Genomic DNA, 16,388 nt, shown 5'->3' on the forward strand with positions numbered 1-16,388 from the left:
AAAAAAAAGCGCGAGTAATCTATAATTCTAAAAAAATCACCTTTCAATATTAAACCTATATAATTTAAACTTATTGAATTTTTTGAAGTTTTAAATTGCACCCATCTTTCAGGAAAATAATCTTTGTCATTATTTCTCTTAGCAAAATCGCCCCTAAAGTTTTGTTGCGGACGAATTATTATAGAATCTTCTTTCTCTCCAAACCATGCCAACCACCACGAAAATGTTGAATTACTTATTATAAAATCCTTCGATAAGTAACCAAAAACTAACTGTTCCACGGGTTTTAAATCATCTAAAAAATAGCTATTCTCTAAAAAGGCAAAATGCTTCTTGCAATAATTTATATCATCACTGGTAAAAATTAATTTTCGTAATTTCCAATCCGGAAAATTTTCTAAAATTGCAAGAAAATAGTATTTATAGGATAATTGAAAATAATAAGGATGGTGCACGAAATCACCCCTTCTAACAGAAATTAAAATATGTTCTGAATTTAATAAAAATGAATATTTTATTTTTATTTTTTGAATTAAAGACTCTTTAAATTTAAAATACTTTCTTATCTGTTGTATTTTGAAGTATTTTTCCGATTGATACCAACCATCCAAATCATAATTTGCTCCCCTCAGTACTAGATCATTGTAATTGAATGAAGGCTCCTTTATCATTATAAAATCTTTTTGCTTATCAATTTTAGGTAAATTATTCTCAAAGAAATTGGAATATTCCCATCTTGGAAAACCTGCTTCCTGATTATTTGCCTCTGCGATACCGAGGGTTGATGCAATTTGAAATAATTGGTTACCTAAATTTCCTTTTTTTCCCAGTTTAGAATAGATAATCATTGCTATTTAAATTGATTATTCCGGACTTTATTCGAATGTTCATTATTAACACCCTTTTCTATAAAAATTAAATTATGGTAAAAATGAATTGCAATAATGTGTTTGTCGTAATAACTCTTTTCATAATTTTCTAAAATAAATTCCTCGTGGTTTAGGCTATCAATTAACCCTTTGAAAAAAGTATATACAGTTCCCTCCTTATTTAAATTTTTAGATGAGCCGCCATAATTTTCCCAGTAGGAGGTTTGAGTATCCTCAATAACATAATATCCCCCAATTTTTAATTTTGGGAACAATAATTTAAATGTAGAAATAACATGTTCATTTAAATGGCTTCCATCATCAATTATGATATCAATTTTTTTTATATCCCTAACTACTTGGTAGAGGAATTCCTCGTCAACCTGGCTTCCTTGAAAAAGCTTAATTCTATTTTCTTGAAGAAAGGATTTATCATATAAATCAATGGAAAATATACGTGCAAAAGGAAAAAAGGACTTCCACATTCGTAAGGAATTTCCACCTATGTAAGGGTTATCATAACCTCCTACCCCAATTTCAAATAAATTTATTTTTTTAAATCTGTATTTCCGAAAATGTCTTTGGTAATGAGGAGTATAAAAATGAGTTCCAAACTTGTCTGTCTTATGAATTAGAGCCATTTTAGAAAGGTTTCTAAAATAAAAGAGTGATAGCAAGTATCTAAACTTATATCTTAATTTTAATCTTTTTTCTAAAGGAATATATCTTTTTAAAACGAAGAATATTTTTTGCATTTCCAAACTTTACTATGAATATATTCTACTTTTAAGCAAGTTTTTAAAATCTTTAAACTCACTCATGTTTAAACGATTACTATTTCTAAGGAGTCTTGGAAAATTTAAAACAATATCTAAAACAGCTTGTAAAATGGCGGTAGCTGCTTTTAAATCTCCTACAAATACTTTTAATTTAAATTGCATCCATAATGTATAAGCAAATCTTCTGGGGATTACCTTCCAGGGATAAAAAAGTATATAAAGATACCACCCCGATCTAATGGATCGTCTTAACCGCTGTTGGTAATCCTTATTATTTTTTCTATCTTTTATTTCCACCCGATGGTGAACAACTATTCTTGGCACATAATTCACTTCCCACCCCTTTTTGAAGAGTTGGAATGATGCAAATTCCTCTTCTCCATAGAATACAAACCATTCTGGGTAATTGGGAATATTCCTCCAGGCTTCCATCTTCCAAATGTGTCCACATCCCACAAAGCCTTGAACACGTTTTGTTTCTTTTTCAGTACAGATATGAGGTGGGGGTTGCATTCCCCAATATATCTTACAAGCAATCACAGCACATTTTGAATGATTTGCAAAGTGTGAAGCAGCATTTTGAAGAACTTCATCAGATAGAAAATTAGCATCGTCGTCTAAAGAAATGGCATATAAAGTTTCTGTTGACTCTAATAATCGATTTCTGCTATAAATAAGCCCTTTATTAACAGGATTAACTAATAATTTAATTTCAGGATAATTTTCTCTGACAAATGCTGAAGTCCCATCGGTACTTGCATCATCGCAAATTATAATTTGTACCCCGTCTTTTAAAAATTTTTCTAAAGAAGTAAGCGTACACCTTAAATCTGCCAATCGGTTAAAAGTTGTAATTAATATACTAAAATCCCCGTCCATAATTAAAATGATTTCCTTGCAGCTTTGGGCAGCCCTAACTGTTTTAAATATAGCATCCTCAATTTATGGGATTTTAAGACTAACTGAACACTTTTTCGTTTAAGAAAATAGGGCAGGATAAATTTTGGGTTTGGGAAACGTGGAAGTTCTGGAAAAGCCATCCACCCTTCTGCTTGTTTGTTTTTGGAATTTAATCTTTCTATAAATGCTTTATCTAGTTTATTCCCTAAATGAAAAGCCATATTCCGTGAGCTAGTAAAACGATAACATCCATTTACGGGAGCCAATTTATCAAATACCGCTTCACTATTCCCTCCCATTTTAAAGGGGTTGAAAAGGGAAATACCTTCAAATAATTCCCTTTTGTATGTGGCTACCGCATGGCCTGAACCTACTAGAGCCTCATAATCTCCTTGTTTTAAATAAAGGGTATACTTCAACCTGTCTTTTGGATAATTTGGTTTCCATCCAATACTTTTATAAAACTCCCTTAATGCTTCGGGTTCCTTCACAGCTCCAAATTTTAAGTAAGGGGAGAAAGCATGATCGAAAAGCAAATTTTCACAATGACTTTGATAACTAAGAAATTGGGGAATAAGCCCTACAACACCCGCCTTTTTAAAATTTTCAAATACTTTATAAGTCTCTTCCTGCCAGTTTGGTTTATAATATATATCAGCATCACCTATAGTTATCAAAGGAAAATCATGACCGGAGACAGCCTTTAAAACGGCATTATATTTACCAATATTGGGTGTGGTAATTATCTCCTGAACTTTTCCATTTAAATATAAATCCTCAAGATATCTTTCTACTTCCCTACAACTACCATTGCTAATGAGGCTAATAAAATTATCTGGACGCGAAGAATCCAACAGGGATTGTATACAAATTTTTAATATTTGAAAACTGTCCTTAAAATAATCATCCTGATGGGGAATATAAATTGGGATGATTACCTGGTGTTTAAAGGGGGAATCTTTATTTTTTTTATCTTTATTTGGGTTAAAGCCTTCTCTCATAAACTTAACCTCTATTTAGTTTCAGTATTTTTTCACCTTTGCCCAATATTTTAAAAGAATAAAACACCAGTCCTAACTGAAAATACCTAAAAAGTAAATTGAAGTCCCCATCCATTTTTTTAATTTTATTTTTTAACTGAAAAGCTTCTTCAAATGAAGATTTTTGTAAAAGGCTAATATATGCCCATAGAATATCGTTCTTTAAGTTCTTAATCGATGAAATATTTAGCTTAGATCTCATTTTTTGTAAAGCTTTATGCCTTGCATAAAAAAAAGACAAGATTTTCGTTGGAGTCATTTCACCAAACGAGATACTTTCTTCGTGCCGTCTTACAAATACCAAAGGCTTTGATGTAACCACATAACTACTTTCCAAATTGAGCAAACGAACAAAGTAATCCCATTCCTGGGATTGGTGCAAGGTAATATCAAATTGAAGATGATGCTTAACTATAAAACTTCGCCTTATTAATGGCGCCTGTGTCAACCATTTAATTTTATTACAAATAAAATCATTTAAAGGATCTTTAGACTCTAATTTAGGGTGTCGCAAACCTAATATATTATCTAAATTATTTTCGAACATTAAAGTTTGGCACACACACATATTACATCCACTATTATTCAAGAGGTCGGTTTGTACCGCTAACTTATTACGATGCATTATATCGTCACTATCAAACCAATTGACAAATGCCCCCTTACAATTTTTAAATCCTAAATTCCTACATGTATTTGCACCGGGCTTTAAATTACTCCCCCTTTTTATATATTTAAATCTTTTATCCGCATCTGTATAAAATTCCAATAATTCCGAAGTATAATCATTTGATTGGTCATCAATCACCAAACATTCCCAATTTTTATAAGTCTGATTTTTAATTGAATCCAGGGTTTGACCAATTAAATGCGCTCTATTATAAGTTGGGATTATTATAGAAACTAAATAGACCATGGCGTGAGTGAATGATTTATACAGGTAAACGTCTGAAAAATATACTTTATAATACTAGCTTGGCTAGCCAAATTAACTTTTTGGTTAACTACACCTCCTCAACACTTCATTTAAGTGATTTTTAAATGTAGGTAATTCAAAATAATCCCCAAATGGTTTTTCAAATTCCAATCCTTTTAAGCTCGAAAAAATAAGGTTTTCTAACTTCTTTTTAATCTCCCCATTATTACCGTAAGTTCCTATAAGGGACTTATTTGAGATTACATCCCTTAATTCACTCCGCAAAGGGGATAGTAAAAATACAGGTTTGCCTATAGCAGATAAAAAAGGTGCTTTCCCCAGTAATATATTACAATATACAGGCCCATTTTCCAACAGGACATTGATATCTACAAGATACTTTTGCTCATATGCCGAATTTGAAAAATTGACCCCCGGAAGCACCCTTATATTAGGAATGGATTGATATTTGTTTTTTATTCGGTGATACTCTGAACTTTTTAATCTAAGAACGAATTCTGACTTTTCAGCAATTAAGCTGGATTGCCTAACAAGTTCTTGATAAATGTCCAAAAGTACTTCGACATTTCTGCCATATTGAAGCGCACCGTGATAAGCCAAAGTAAGTTTTTTTTCTTTCTTAAAAATTTTCTTGTTGTTACTTAGGTTAAAAATCTTTTCTTCATACTGGTGTGGAATTGTATAAAAGTGCTTTTCCCCACCATACAAAAACTCCATATCCGCCGATAAATATTTTGCTGGTGTTATACAACCTTTAGACTGATAAATTACTTCCCACATTCGTTGAAAACGGAATAACTCTAAACCAGTAGGTTTGGTATTTGACCCTGTATACCAAAAAAGGGGAAAAGGATCGTGAAAGTTTATTATGGCTTTATTTAATATGGGAAGGTCTTTAGCCCCCAATATCGTTTCAAATTCTAATCCCGAACTGCGAATAAAAATATGGTCAAATTGTTTATATTGAATTTTAGCCATGTGCTTTCCATAGGATTTATATTTATAAACATCATTAAGCGAAATATGGAAAATTCTCCAGAAAAATTTATTTATAATTTTAATTGATGATGGAATTTTTACCGCCATTTGAGTTACAACCATTTCATCAACTGGAAGCAAATCAAGATCGTCTTTAGATTTTGAGTGTTTTAAATATACTACTTTGATAAAGCTATTTGGATAGGCAGCCCTCAAATTCGCAATGAACGACCGGGAAACAATCCCTTCACTCGTTCCCGATACTCGTAAGTCCTGTGCAATTATTAAAAATTTCAATGATTGTTTTTTCTATAGTTACTTATTAAATTCTCAATAGCCCTAATTAAGAGGTTATATAACCTTATTAGCCTAAAGTGTTTTATGTAATGCTGAAAGGTAAAACTCCATGCTCCCCAGTTTCTTTTATTATTTAAAAAGGCACGTTCATAATGTTCGTACACAAGCTTTTTTTCCGACTTTGAAAAATACTCTAACCTTTCCATCAAAAACCTATAATAAGACCACGAAGCGAAAGCCTTTTCCTTAAGGTTATCTCTTTTCTGGGTAAGGTTTTTAGTACTGTGGCGAAAATTCACTGTAGCTTCATTGATGGTGTAAATCATCCCAAAATTGGATATTTCAAACAAAAGTGCATCATCACTATGCCAGGCTAAAGGAAAATCCTGAAAACCCTTATCTAATAGCGTTTTTTTTCTAAAAATATATTCCGAAAGGGAGCTACGTGTTGTTCCCTTAGCCTTTCTCACAAAGAAATCAGTTACTTTCTCTAATTCCGGATGCTTGTATTTTTTTGAAATTACTTCTTCCCGTTCATCAATTATTCTACTTGCAAACCTTACAACATTGATTTTATTATTATGGATTTTATCCAAATTCTTATAGAATTCAAGAATACAATAAGAATCAAGTGTGTCGTCGTCCCCTAACATTAAAACCCAGGATTCGTTTTGCACCAATTCTAGACAACGTGCCCAATGACTAGTTAAAGAAGTGGCACCTAGATTGGTTTTAAATCTTAAATATTGAATTTTTACTTCATTGGAATATAACTCTATAAGTTGTTCCGGGAGATTCTGGCTTGCATCATCACCAATATAAACATTAAACCTCTTATCCTTTTGTCCAGCCAAAGACTGTAACGTCTTTTCAAAATGATCAATTTTAAAGTACGGTATTACAATGGCTAGTTTCTGGTTGCACACTAAGGGAGGTATTTTATTGCCCATTTACCTAAGCCAAATTTTGAAAATATTCGTCTTATAAATCTTCCAAAACCCACGTACTTTTTATTCTGAAGTAAAAGTAATTGCTTTTTATAATGGGTTGACTTTTCGTACTGCTGCTTTATAAGTGAACTAGCCAGTAATTCATATTCTTCTATAGATAAAAATTGTTTTAGATATTTGTAGGCTTTTATGTGATCTAGATATAAGTTCATCGTCATTGTAATACTTTCATGATTCTTTCTATACAGAGCCAATGGTTTATCAATAAAAAGAACGTTGGATCCTTGTTTAAAGAACTTGACCCACATCACCCAATCCTCTTTAGCTTTTAAAGATTCAGGAAATCGAAAATTTAAAAATAATCTTTTCGAAAATAATCCACAGTGGATTGGTATGGAAAATTTCCTGTCCCAATGATATAATATATTATCTAAAGTAAAAAGTTCAGGAGTCAATTTGCAATAAGCCGCAGAAGTTTTCAAAGTATTGGTCGTAAACATTCTAAAGTTACTGATAATTATAAGTGGTTTGGTAGAGTTAGTTTCTTGCACTAAACTAAGAGAATCCTCAAGTTTAGTTATTTCCAAATAATCATCTGCATCTAAAAATTGGATATAGCTCCCGATAGCATTTTCCAATCCCAAATTTCTGGCTGTTGATAACCCCCCGTTACTTTTAAAATAATATTTGAACCTACTATCTTTTTCTGTCCAGTTTTTTGCAATTTTTTCCGTATTATCTGCACTACCATCATCAATTATTAAACACTCCCAATGGGTATAGGTTTGGTTTTGGATGGATTGTAAAGCTTTTTCCAAAAATTTACCTTGCTCATAGCACGGCACAATAATGGAAATCAACGGAGTAGAATTCATATTTAAATTTTTCCGAATTAATTACATAGATTATTAATGCAAATTTTCATGAAAGATTATTTCAATCGTTATCAATTATTGTAAGTAAACCTTTTAAATGATTTCCTAACCTATAATCACGATTACTAAGTTTATATATAATTAGGAACTGGAAAAGTTTGAATTTCCATAGTTTACTGAGCTGGTTAATTCCTAGGGAATTTTCAAGCTGTTTTAATTCCTGAAATACCTCATTGATTGGACGAAATTTATATAAATGCGATATTGCCAATAAATAAAACCTAAAACTTGCTTTTTTTATATTTACATGCACATTTTTCTCGAATAGATATTGAATTATATTACGACGCACCATAAGCTCAGAAAAGAGTTGTAAATGACCTCCCTGTTTATAACTACCTGTTATAGAGTCCTGATGATTCCGGATATAAACTAACTCTTCATCTATAAATTCTACATTCAAATTTTGGTTTTTAAGTATTCTAAAATGAAAATCAAGTTCCTGTGCCTTAAATAAATTCTCATTGAATTGATACTCACTTAGAACATTCCTTCGCCATAAAGTAACTTGTGTATTAATAAATATCTTACTGGTAAGGTAATCCAATAAGAGGTTTTCTGGAGTACATTTGTTTTTAAAAATCCGGTCAGGATGGGATGTATCTTCTGAGAAATACACGGCATTGGTAATGATTAGATCAAGTTCCAATTTAGTGTTTAAAAAAGACTGAACTTTTTTCACGTAATTTATATGCATTAAATCATCACTATCAAACCATTTTACAAACTCACCGCTACTTAATTCAAAGCCATAATTTCTACAAGCATTCGCCCCTTTAGTTCGTTCCTGCGGTCTATGGTGAAAAGAAATTCTGGAATCTTTTCCACAATAAAACTCCATCAATTCCTTTGTATAATCGGTAGAACCATCATCTACCACAATACATTCCCAATGCTTATATGTCTGGGATAAAATAGAATCTAGAGTCTCCCCAATAAGGTGAGCCCTGTTATAGGTAGGTATAATTATACTTACTAACGCATGCTCCATTTGCACTTTTTTATATTAAGCCATTGCAATGCTGATCCCACATTTTTATTAATCTCCTACTTCCATACCTAGTAAAATGCTTTCCTCGTCTTGGAGTTGCAGTAAATTCTCCAAAAACAGGTCCTTTCGCGGTGGCATAAAAATCTATTCTTACAAAGAGACCATAAACCTCACTTAATTTTTTTACATCCTCAACCATTTCTTTTAAACATGATGGAGGTACATCTATTTTTTTAATAGATGCAGCTTTTTCGTTCAGTATTTTTCTTTTAATGAATTTCCAATCTTCATTATAAAAAGTTATTCGATCTTTATTTATTCCTTTTCTTTTGTTCACTTGAAGGAAAAGAATCGTACCGTTGAAACAGTAAAATTTATAATCATCGGGAATCACAAAATCTCCGTTTTCATTAGGAATAAATTCTTCAATAATAATCTCCAAATCATCTTGAGAATTAAATAAAGCATTTATCTCGTTTCGCAAAGATTTAGGAGTATATTCTTTTGAGTCAAACAAATTACAACCATTTTTCATTAAAAAAATATTTTTGCTTGATTCTCCAAACAATGGTTTAATTATATAGTTTTCGGGTAAATTATTTATATCTAGGTTTTCAAAATCTTCTTTTTTACCATGCCAATATAACTTTGCCACCTTGCACCCAAACTTTAAAGCAAATTGCTTGGCATTATATTTATTTTCAAGCCTTCTTTGCCAATTTTCAATGTTTTTCCAGGTTTCCATAGAATGCTGTCGGTCAAATTTATCTTCTATTAGATGAAGATCTGTAGCATCCCTCCAAAATATTTCCCAGCGTTTCTGTATTCTTTTTTGAAATACAGTAGGGGAATTATCAATAAATTTTCGTCTAAAGTGTCTATATAATTTATATAAATGAAATCTTATATCGGATTTAAAATTCATAATTCCATCTATTCTAAAATGCTAAGGTGAGATTTAATCGGTCTATTTAAGGTTTAAATAGTGAGCCCCAGGTTTTTTATTAATTTCTAAACTTCTTTTAATTAGAGGTATATTCTCCTCTAACATTTCTAACTCTCGTTTGTAAGATTTAACTGCATCAAATCTAAACTTTAAAAAAGACTTAAAAACGGCTGACTTTCTATTCTGCAGTGCAGCCTCCAGATCTCCTATGTTTGATTTATTAATATTTGCACCTTTAATCTTATGTGATCTTGCAATTTTCTCCCAGTATTTTTTCGAGCCTAATTGTAAATTTAATTTATTCCGAAACTGTCTATCATGCTTTATAAAGAAATTAGGCGCAACACCTATTTTAAAATCAAAGAATTTTAATCTCTGACAGTAATTCTCATCTTCCCCATAATGAAAAAATATAGGATCAAAACCTCCTACCGTCTCTAAACAGTTTCGTGAAATAAGCCAGCCAGCTGCATTTACAAATGGCACCTCGTAAACTTTTTGCTTTGTTTTATTTAAAACATAGTCCGAATAAAAATCGCTATTCTTCGAATAGATCAAATAATTAGAAAAATTTTCATCAAGTTTGGTCCCGTTGCCATTTAGATGAATAGGACTTAAGATGCCAAATTCCTCATTTCCTTTCATTAAGGCTAGCATTTTGCACAAACAATCATCAACAAAATAAGCATCCTGATTTAAGAGAAAAACATATTCTGCCCCCTGATTTAAAGCATAGGAAATACCAATATTATTGGCCTGACCAAAACCCAAGTTTTTCTTTTGCTCGAACAGTATTATTTCTGGATGTTGACTTTTGATGTAATCCGTAGTACCATCAGTTGAATTATTATCCACAATAATGACGGGATATGGTTTGGTGCTTGTTAAACACTTCGGAAGCCATTTCAAACCATTGTATGCAACAATAATAACAAAGAACTTATCCATTCTTAAATAGTTTATTTAAGAAAAGCTTGGTCAATTTTTTAAAGCGGCTATACGGTAAATGTCGCGATCTACCACATAAAGGAACTAAAGTGGTATAATACAAAAATAGACGAAAGCTGATCTTTCTATCCAGTATATACACATACCGTTCTACTTTGTAATAATTTACAGCTTCAGACAGTTTTGGTATTAGAATTTTATCAGCTTTATTTTTAAAGTATTCGTACATATCAATATCTGAATCCATATATAAATTCAAATTAGAGGATTTGGACATCCCACCTGCATTTCGCCGATAAACTGACAAAGGTCTTTCTTCATAATAAATATTCCCTTCCAAAAAAAGATACATAAATAAATATTTATCACCAGATTGAACTTTTTGAACTAAAAACTGGGTAACCCAATTCATGATTGATGTTTGGCGAAATATTATAGTGGCTGTGTGAAATGTCCTCGTCGGGCATATATCATCAAAGACAACTTTTCTGGATGGCAGACAAGAAAAAAAATTCGTTTTGTTGCTCGGAACTGTCTCATCTATGAAATATGAATTATGTGCATGTGCAATATATTCAGAATTATTATCTAAAAAATCTACCTGCTTTTGTAGTTTTAAGGGATCTGTCCAATAATCATCACCCTCGCACAAAGCTATATATTTTCCACGGGCCGAGAACATATTGTACAGAAAATTGAACCTGCCGGTAGGCTTACCTCCTATTTTAATATTGTTTGCTCGGTGATGTAGAAAAAGTCTGATTTTATCTGGATATTTTTTCTTGTAGGTCAAGCAGATTTCCCGAGTGCCATCATAGCTATCATCTTCACCTAAAAGAATTTCAAAAGAAAAATCAGTTCTTTGCATAAGAACGCCCTCAAGACATTCTTCAATAAAGTTAACATGTTGATAAGTTTGAATGCATACACTAACAAGAGGCACTGTATAAGTAGAGTTGGAGAACTCCAACGGTTCTATTTTTTGATATTTATTTTTAAAACTGTGGAAATTCATCTATGGTACTTTCTATTCATTCGGTTTGAAAAATCTGGCAGGATTACCATACCAAACTTCCCTATCTCCTACATCTGTTCTAACTTGTGAACAGGCACCGATTATACTTTCTCTTCCTATTGAACATCCTGGCATTAAAGTGACATTCGCGCCAATCAAAGCGCCATCTCCAATAGAACCAACTTCCTTAAAACTACCTTTCTCTAATTTTGGTGTATCAGTCAGAACAAAACTATACTTCACCACAACATTTTTGCCGATACGTGCATTAGCAGAAATTGTACACCTGCTTCCAAAACTTGTATTATCGCCTATCACGACATTTTCTCTTATTTCACAATAAGCTGTAAACTTACAGTTCGAGCCTATGCGGGCTCCACTTCTTACTATACAGAAAGGTCCTATCTTTGTGTTATCACCAATTATTGCGTTCTCTTCTATTAGAGCTAATGGATGAATATCAACATTTTTACCTATTTGAGCCTTATGCGAGATTGAAATAAATTTTTTCATCTGTTTTTATTTAAAATTTGGAACCCCGGTTAAATTATCTGATGCGGGTCTCTCTTTAGCGGGTACACCAACCAAAAGTAAATTTTCTTTTGAAGTGTTTTCTACTACAACTGCACCCGCTCCTATTACAGTATAAGGATGGATTGCAACTTTAGGCCGAAATGTCACAGAGGAACCAACAAAACAGAAGTCAGCTATTTTTGAATTACCACCCGTTACAACATTATTGGCAAAATGAACATAGTTTCCTATTTGTGTACCATGCCCAATTTTAGCTCCGGGAGCAATAACCGTATTTTCACCTATTTTAGTGTTTTCATTAAGAGAGCCTTTAACAATAGAAGAATTTGCTCCTAAAAAACATCTATCCTTAATAACTACACCTCCCAATTGAGGCTGTCTTACTTTTGTTCCATTTTCTCCCCAAACCCAAGCTGTTCCCGTGGCTCCAATAGTACAGTGAGGCTCAACAATCACACTTCTCCCTATATAAGAGTTATCCTCCACTACAACATGGCTTTTTATAATAGTGTTATCTCCTATAACACAGTCGCCTAATACAGCAAACGAATCTATTTGCACATTTATTCCTATAACAGCATCTTTATGAATGGAAGCAGTTTTACTAATCTTACCTGTTGATTCTTCCCTAAAATAGTGATCGAGAATCATATAAAATATAGTTTGCGGATCTCCTTCGACACATATTACTCCATTGTTCCTTTCAATTTCTACTTGTGAAGAAGTTAATATTAAAGACTGTTCAAGCTTAGTTTTAAAATCATCACCCGAAAAAAAGTAAAAGCCATTGGCTTCCGGATAAAACAAAGAACATATTTTATAATTGCGATATACCGCTCCCCTTAAAGAAAAATTTATTTTTCTATCCTTGAGGAATTGAACTATTTGTTTATATGAGATTTGCACAAATGAATAATTATTGGACAGTCAGGTTCTTAATAATTATACAAACTTCCTTTATGTCTATCGCATTAAGTCCATAAAATAAAGGTAAACAAAGAATACGTTTTGAGATCGAATTGGCACAGGGCATTTCATTTGAATCAAGATAGTTTAAATTATTCAAACTAGGATAAAAATACCTTCTAGGATAATAACCTGCTTTATTCAAGGCATCCCTAACTTCAACCAAATGCTTTTCATTTTCAAAGATCACTGGATAGTAACTGTTATTCCAGCTTGTTCCTTCTCTAAGCTTTATAGTACCAAGCCCGGAACCTGCCAAAAGTTCATCGTAGAGCTGTACGATGTTCCTGCGCCCGGCCAAGATTTCTTCCAGGTAAGGGAAAACCGCTAACCCCATAGCCGCCTGTAACTCGCTCATCTTGGCATTTATTCCTAATCCGTAAAAATCTTCCTGCCCTTTATGGCCAAAGTTATGATGATAGAAGAGGGAATGGTGAAGTTCATCATCACCTGTGAAGACCGCACCTCCCTCGCCGGTATGGAACAACTTAGTGGCGTGAAAACTACAGGTACTAATATCTCCATATTCAAAAACAGATTTCCCCTTGTAGCTTACCCCAAAACAATGGGCAGCATCGTAGATCACTTTTAGCCCATGCTTTTTCGCGATTTCGCCAATGACCTCAACATTACAGGGATTACCAAAAACGTGGGTAGCAAGTATTGCTGTGGTATCCTGCGTAATGGCTTCTTCTATCTTTAGCTCATCTATGCAAAGATATTCCCGGTGTATATCGACAAAAACAGGCTTGCAGTTCTCCCATACTATGCTACTGGTGGTGGCCACATAAGAAAATGGAGTGGTAATAATCTCTCCCTTAAGACCAAGAGATTTAATTGCAAGTTGCAAGGGAAGCGTACCGTTAGTTGTGGCAATAATATTTCGAACTTTAAGAAAGTTCTTTAGCTTTTCCTCCAATTCTTTGACCAGCACCCCCCTGTTTGTGATCCAAGCATCATCCCAAGCCCTTTTTAGGATCCTGTTATATTCGATCTGGGGAGGTAAAAATGTCTTTGTTACTGGTATCATAAAATCACTGAATTTTCCAAATGAATGACGGTCTAATATAGCCGGGCTCTCTACCCATATAAACGCCCAAATCTCTTGAAGAGTTCACTACCGTAAAACGTATAATATCTTTCTCGGAAAAAATAGCATTTCTTCGATCCTTTACTATGAAGAGGCTTAAGAAGTACTGTCCTGGCTGAAAAAAATTTTCCGGAAAAATGCAGGAAATAATGTTTTGTCCTTTTTTTAATTCTCCATCACCCTTTATATGAGTAAAAGAGAATAAGGCATCTCCCATTTCATTATGCAAATGATAGGTAAGATGATACCTTTCAGCATTATCATCACTGATGTGAATATCTGTAAGTAATTCTATTTCCCGGCCTTCTTCCAGGACATCGGAGTCTTTTTCGTAGCGATTTCTTAAACAAATCCGATTTAAATTGAAAACAGAATTACCATGGCTATCATCAAAGAACTTCACGTTTACACTGCTTTTACCTTCTCCCAAATAATCACTAATGGCACACTCGGCAGTACCTGAAAAAGCAGAAAGCCCGTTCTCTAAAACGATCCCCCGGTCGCATAAGCTCTTAACACTAGCCATATTATGACTAACAAACAGTACTGTTCTGCCTTCACCGGTAGAAAGATCCTGCATCTTACCAATCGCTTTTTTCTGAAATTCAGCATCACCTACAGCCAGCACTTCATCTACTACCAGAATTTCCGGTTCCAAGTGGGCGGCTACCGCAAAGCCAAGTCTAACAGTCATCCCACTACTGTAGCGTTTTACAGGAGTATCTATATACTTTTCACAACCCGAGAACGCAATGATCTCGTCAAGCTTCGATTTTATTTCATGACGGCTCATACCCAAAACTGCACCATTCATAAAGATATTTTCTCTACCGGTCAACTCTCCATGAAAGCCCGTTCCTACTTCCAATAATGATGCTATCCTACCTTTAGTTCTTATACTCCCAGTAGTTGGTGCAGTAACTCGGGAAAGAATCTTTAAAAGCGTGGACTTCCCTGCCCCATTTTTTCCAATAATTCCAAGCACCTCTCCCTGCTTTACTTCAAAGTTGATATCTCGCAAAGCCCACACATAATCTTCGGTGGCTTTCGCACTGCGGTCATTTACCCCACCAACTTTAAGATACGGATCCTGCTTGCCTCTTATTTTATGCCACCAACGATTTAGATCATGCTGCAAACTACCGGTACCAACCGTACCGAGGCGGTATTGTTTAGAAATGTTTTCAGCTTTTAATATAATACTCATTCTTCTCTTTCTCAGCTAAACATTAACTCTTTTCTATGCACTTCTCACTCTTAAACGGTATCGATAAAATTCTTTTCGGTTCGATTAAAAATAATCAAACCGAATAAGAATAAGACTACTGAGATCACAAGAGTATAGATAAATCCGGTCCAGGTAAAAATCCCGGTATCCAGGATCATGTATCGAAAACCTTCGATAATTTGCGTCAGCGGATTATATTTTACCAACCATGCCCAATCGGGCATTTTATTTTCTACTTCAGCCAGTGGATAGGGAACTGCAGAAACATACATTAATAGCGTGGTAGCAAAACCTACCAGAACTGTAAGGTCCCGATATTTCGTTGTCAAAGCCGAAATTGTCATTCCTGCTCCAAGTCCTAGAAATGCCATCATTAACACATAAACCGGAAACAATAGCAGGTGCATGTTTGCTCTTATTTCATATCCCCGTAACAAAAAGTAAATATAGAAAACGATTAATATCAACAGTTGAATGCCAAATTTAAACAGGTTGCTTATCACTGTCTTCAATGGCATGATCACCCGCGGGAAATAAACCTTTCCAAAGATCCCTGCATTAGCAGTAAAGGTATTCGAAGTACCTGAAAGACATTGATTAAAATAATTCCAGGCGGTAATTCCTGTAAGGTTAAATAGAAAGGATGGTACATTCCCAGTTGGAATGCTTGCGATATTATTAAAAACGAGTGTAAATATAATGGAAGTAAAAAGCGGTTGAATAAAGAACCACAATGGTCCCAAGATGGTCTGCTTATAAACAGTAATAATATCCCTTTTAACAAAAAGAACCAATAGATCACGATAGCGCCAAATCTCCTTAAAATTAAGGTCGATCAGCTTCCGCTTAGGTGTGATCTCATAAAGCCAGTCATCTGTTTTCACTTCGCTCATTACTCAAAATTCCGCATAAATCTTTTCCAGGAAAGTTTTAATTGAGACATTCTGGAAGGCGCTGCACCATAATAACCTTTGGCATAGCGGTT

The 16,388-nt window shown here is 33.6% G+C and carries 17 protein-coding genes; all 17 read right to left on the reverse strand.

What is annotated here, in order from left to right; all coding sequences use genetic code 11:
* Nucleotides 1-848: alpha-1,2-fucosyltransferase (locus tag ACNKXS_RS00180; protein WP_417919113.1), on the reverse strand; the 848-nt coding region annotated here is incomplete at its 3' end.
* Nucleotides 849-850: 2 nt separating this feature from the next.
* Entirely contained in the window at nt 851-1,624 is a 774-nt protein-coding gene (locus ACNKXS_RS00185) for a CmcI family methyltransferase (protein ID WP_417919114.1), read from the reverse strand.
* Nucleotides 1,625-1,636: 12 nt separating this feature from the next.
* Nucleotides 1,637-2,527 carry a glycosyltransferase family 2 protein gene (locus ACNKXS_RS00190; RefSeq protein WP_417919115.1) on the reverse strand — a complete coding sequence of 297 codons (891 nt, stop codon included), beginning with the start codon at nt 2,525-2,527 and terminating at the stop codon, nt 1,637-1,639.
* A 2-nt stretch (nt 2,528-2,529) separates the two neighbouring features.
* Entirely contained in the window at nt 2,530-3,549 is a 1,020-nt protein-coding gene (locus ACNKXS_RS00195) for a glycosyltransferase family A protein (RefSeq protein WP_417919116.1), read from the reverse strand.
* A 4-nt stretch (nt 3,550-3,553) separates the two neighbouring features.
* On the reverse strand, nt 3,554-4,504 hold the full coding sequence (locus tag ACNKXS_RS00200) for a glycosyltransferase family 2 protein (RefSeq protein WP_417919117.1): 951 nt from the start codon (nt 4,502-4,504) through the stop codon (nt 3,554-3,556).
* A gap of 84 nt (nt 4,505-4,588) precedes the next feature.
* Entirely contained in the window at nt 4,589-5,800 is a 1,212-nt protein-coding gene (locus ACNKXS_RS00205; protein WP_417919118.1) for a glycosyltransferase family protein, read from the reverse strand.
* Nucleotides 5,797-6,750 carry a glycosyltransferase family 2 protein gene (locus tag ACNKXS_RS00210; RefSeq protein WP_417919119.1) on the reverse strand — a complete coding sequence of 318 codons (954 nt, stop codon included), beginning with the start codon at nt 6,748-6,750 and terminating at the stop codon, nt 5,797-5,799. Before ACNKXS_RS00210 ends, ACNKXS_RS00205 begins: the two co-directional genes overlap by 4 nt.
* Nucleotides 6,726-7,625 (reverse strand): glycosyltransferase family 2 protein, encoded by a 900-nt coding sequence (locus ACNKXS_RS00215; protein ID WP_417919120.1) that lies wholly within the window; start codon nt 7,623-7,625, stop codon nt 6,726-6,728. The genes ACNKXS_RS00210 and ACNKXS_RS00215 overlap by 25 nt, the downstream gene beginning before the upstream one ends.
* A gap of 61 nt (nt 7,626-7,686) precedes the next feature.
* Nucleotides 7,687-8,676, reverse strand: a complete 990-nt coding sequence (locus ACNKXS_RS00220) for a glycosyltransferase family 2 protein (RefSeq protein ID WP_417919121.1) — start codon at nt 8,674-8,676, stop codon at nt 7,687-7,689.
* 10 nt (nt 8,677-8,686) lie between these two features.
* Complete coding sequence (locus ACNKXS_RS00225; protein ID WP_417919122.1) at nt 8,687-9,601, reverse strand: ATP-grasp fold amidoligase family protein; 915 nt, start codon at nt 9,599-9,601, stop codon at nt 8,687-8,689.
* Between the two features lie 42 nt (nt 9,602-9,643).
* The gene (locus ACNKXS_RS00230) at nt 9,644-10,570 is read right to left on the reverse strand and encodes a glycosyltransferase family 2 protein (RefSeq protein WP_417919123.1); all 927 of its coding nucleotides are present in this window, start codon (nt 10,568-10,570) and stop codon (nt 9,644-9,646) included.
* Nucleotides 10,563-11,585 (reverse strand): glycosyltransferase family 2 protein, encoded by a 1,023-nt coding sequence (locus ACNKXS_RS00235; RefSeq protein ID WP_417919124.1) that lies wholly within the window; start codon nt 11,583-11,585, stop codon nt 10,563-10,565. Before ACNKXS_RS00235 ends, ACNKXS_RS00230 begins: the two co-directional genes overlap by 8 nt.
* 12 nt (nt 11,586-11,597) lie before the next feature.
* Nucleotides 11,598-12,098 (reverse strand): acyltransferase, encoded by a 501-nt coding sequence (locus ACNKXS_RS00240; protein ID WP_417919125.1) that lies wholly within the window; start codon nt 12,096-12,098, stop codon nt 11,598-11,600.
* A gap of 6 nt (nt 12,099-12,104) precedes the next feature.
* Nucleotides 12,105-13,025 (reverse strand): LbetaH domain-containing protein, encoded by a 921-nt coding sequence (locus tag ACNKXS_RS00245; RefSeq protein ID WP_417919126.1) that lies wholly within the window; start codon nt 13,023-13,025, stop codon nt 12,105-12,107.
* A 10-nt stretch (nt 13,026-13,035) separates the two neighbouring features.
* A complete protein-coding gene (locus tag ACNKXS_RS00250; protein WP_417919127.1) occupies nt 13,036-14,115 on the reverse strand; it encodes a DegT/DnrJ/EryC1/StrS family aminotransferase in 1,080 nt (359 codons plus the stop codon).
* 4 nt (nt 14,116-14,119) lie between these two features.
* On the reverse strand, nt 14,120-15,382 hold the full coding sequence (locus ACNKXS_RS00255) for an ABC transporter ATP-binding protein (protein ID WP_417919128.1): 1,263 nt from the start codon (nt 15,380-15,382) through the stop codon (nt 14,120-14,122).
* Nucleotides 15,383-15,432: 50 nt separating this feature from the next.
* Nucleotides 15,433-16,296 (reverse strand): ABC transporter permease, encoded by an 864-nt coding sequence (locus ACNKXS_RS00260; protein WP_417919129.1) that lies wholly within the window; start codon nt 16,294-16,296, stop codon nt 15,433-15,435.
* Nucleotides 16,297-16,388 lie beyond the last annotated feature (92 nt).

Source organism: Christiangramia marina, assembly GCF_048285865.1.
Lineage (GTDB): Bacteria > Bacteroidota > Bacteroidia > Flavobacteriales > Flavobacteriaceae > Christiangramia > Christiangramia marina.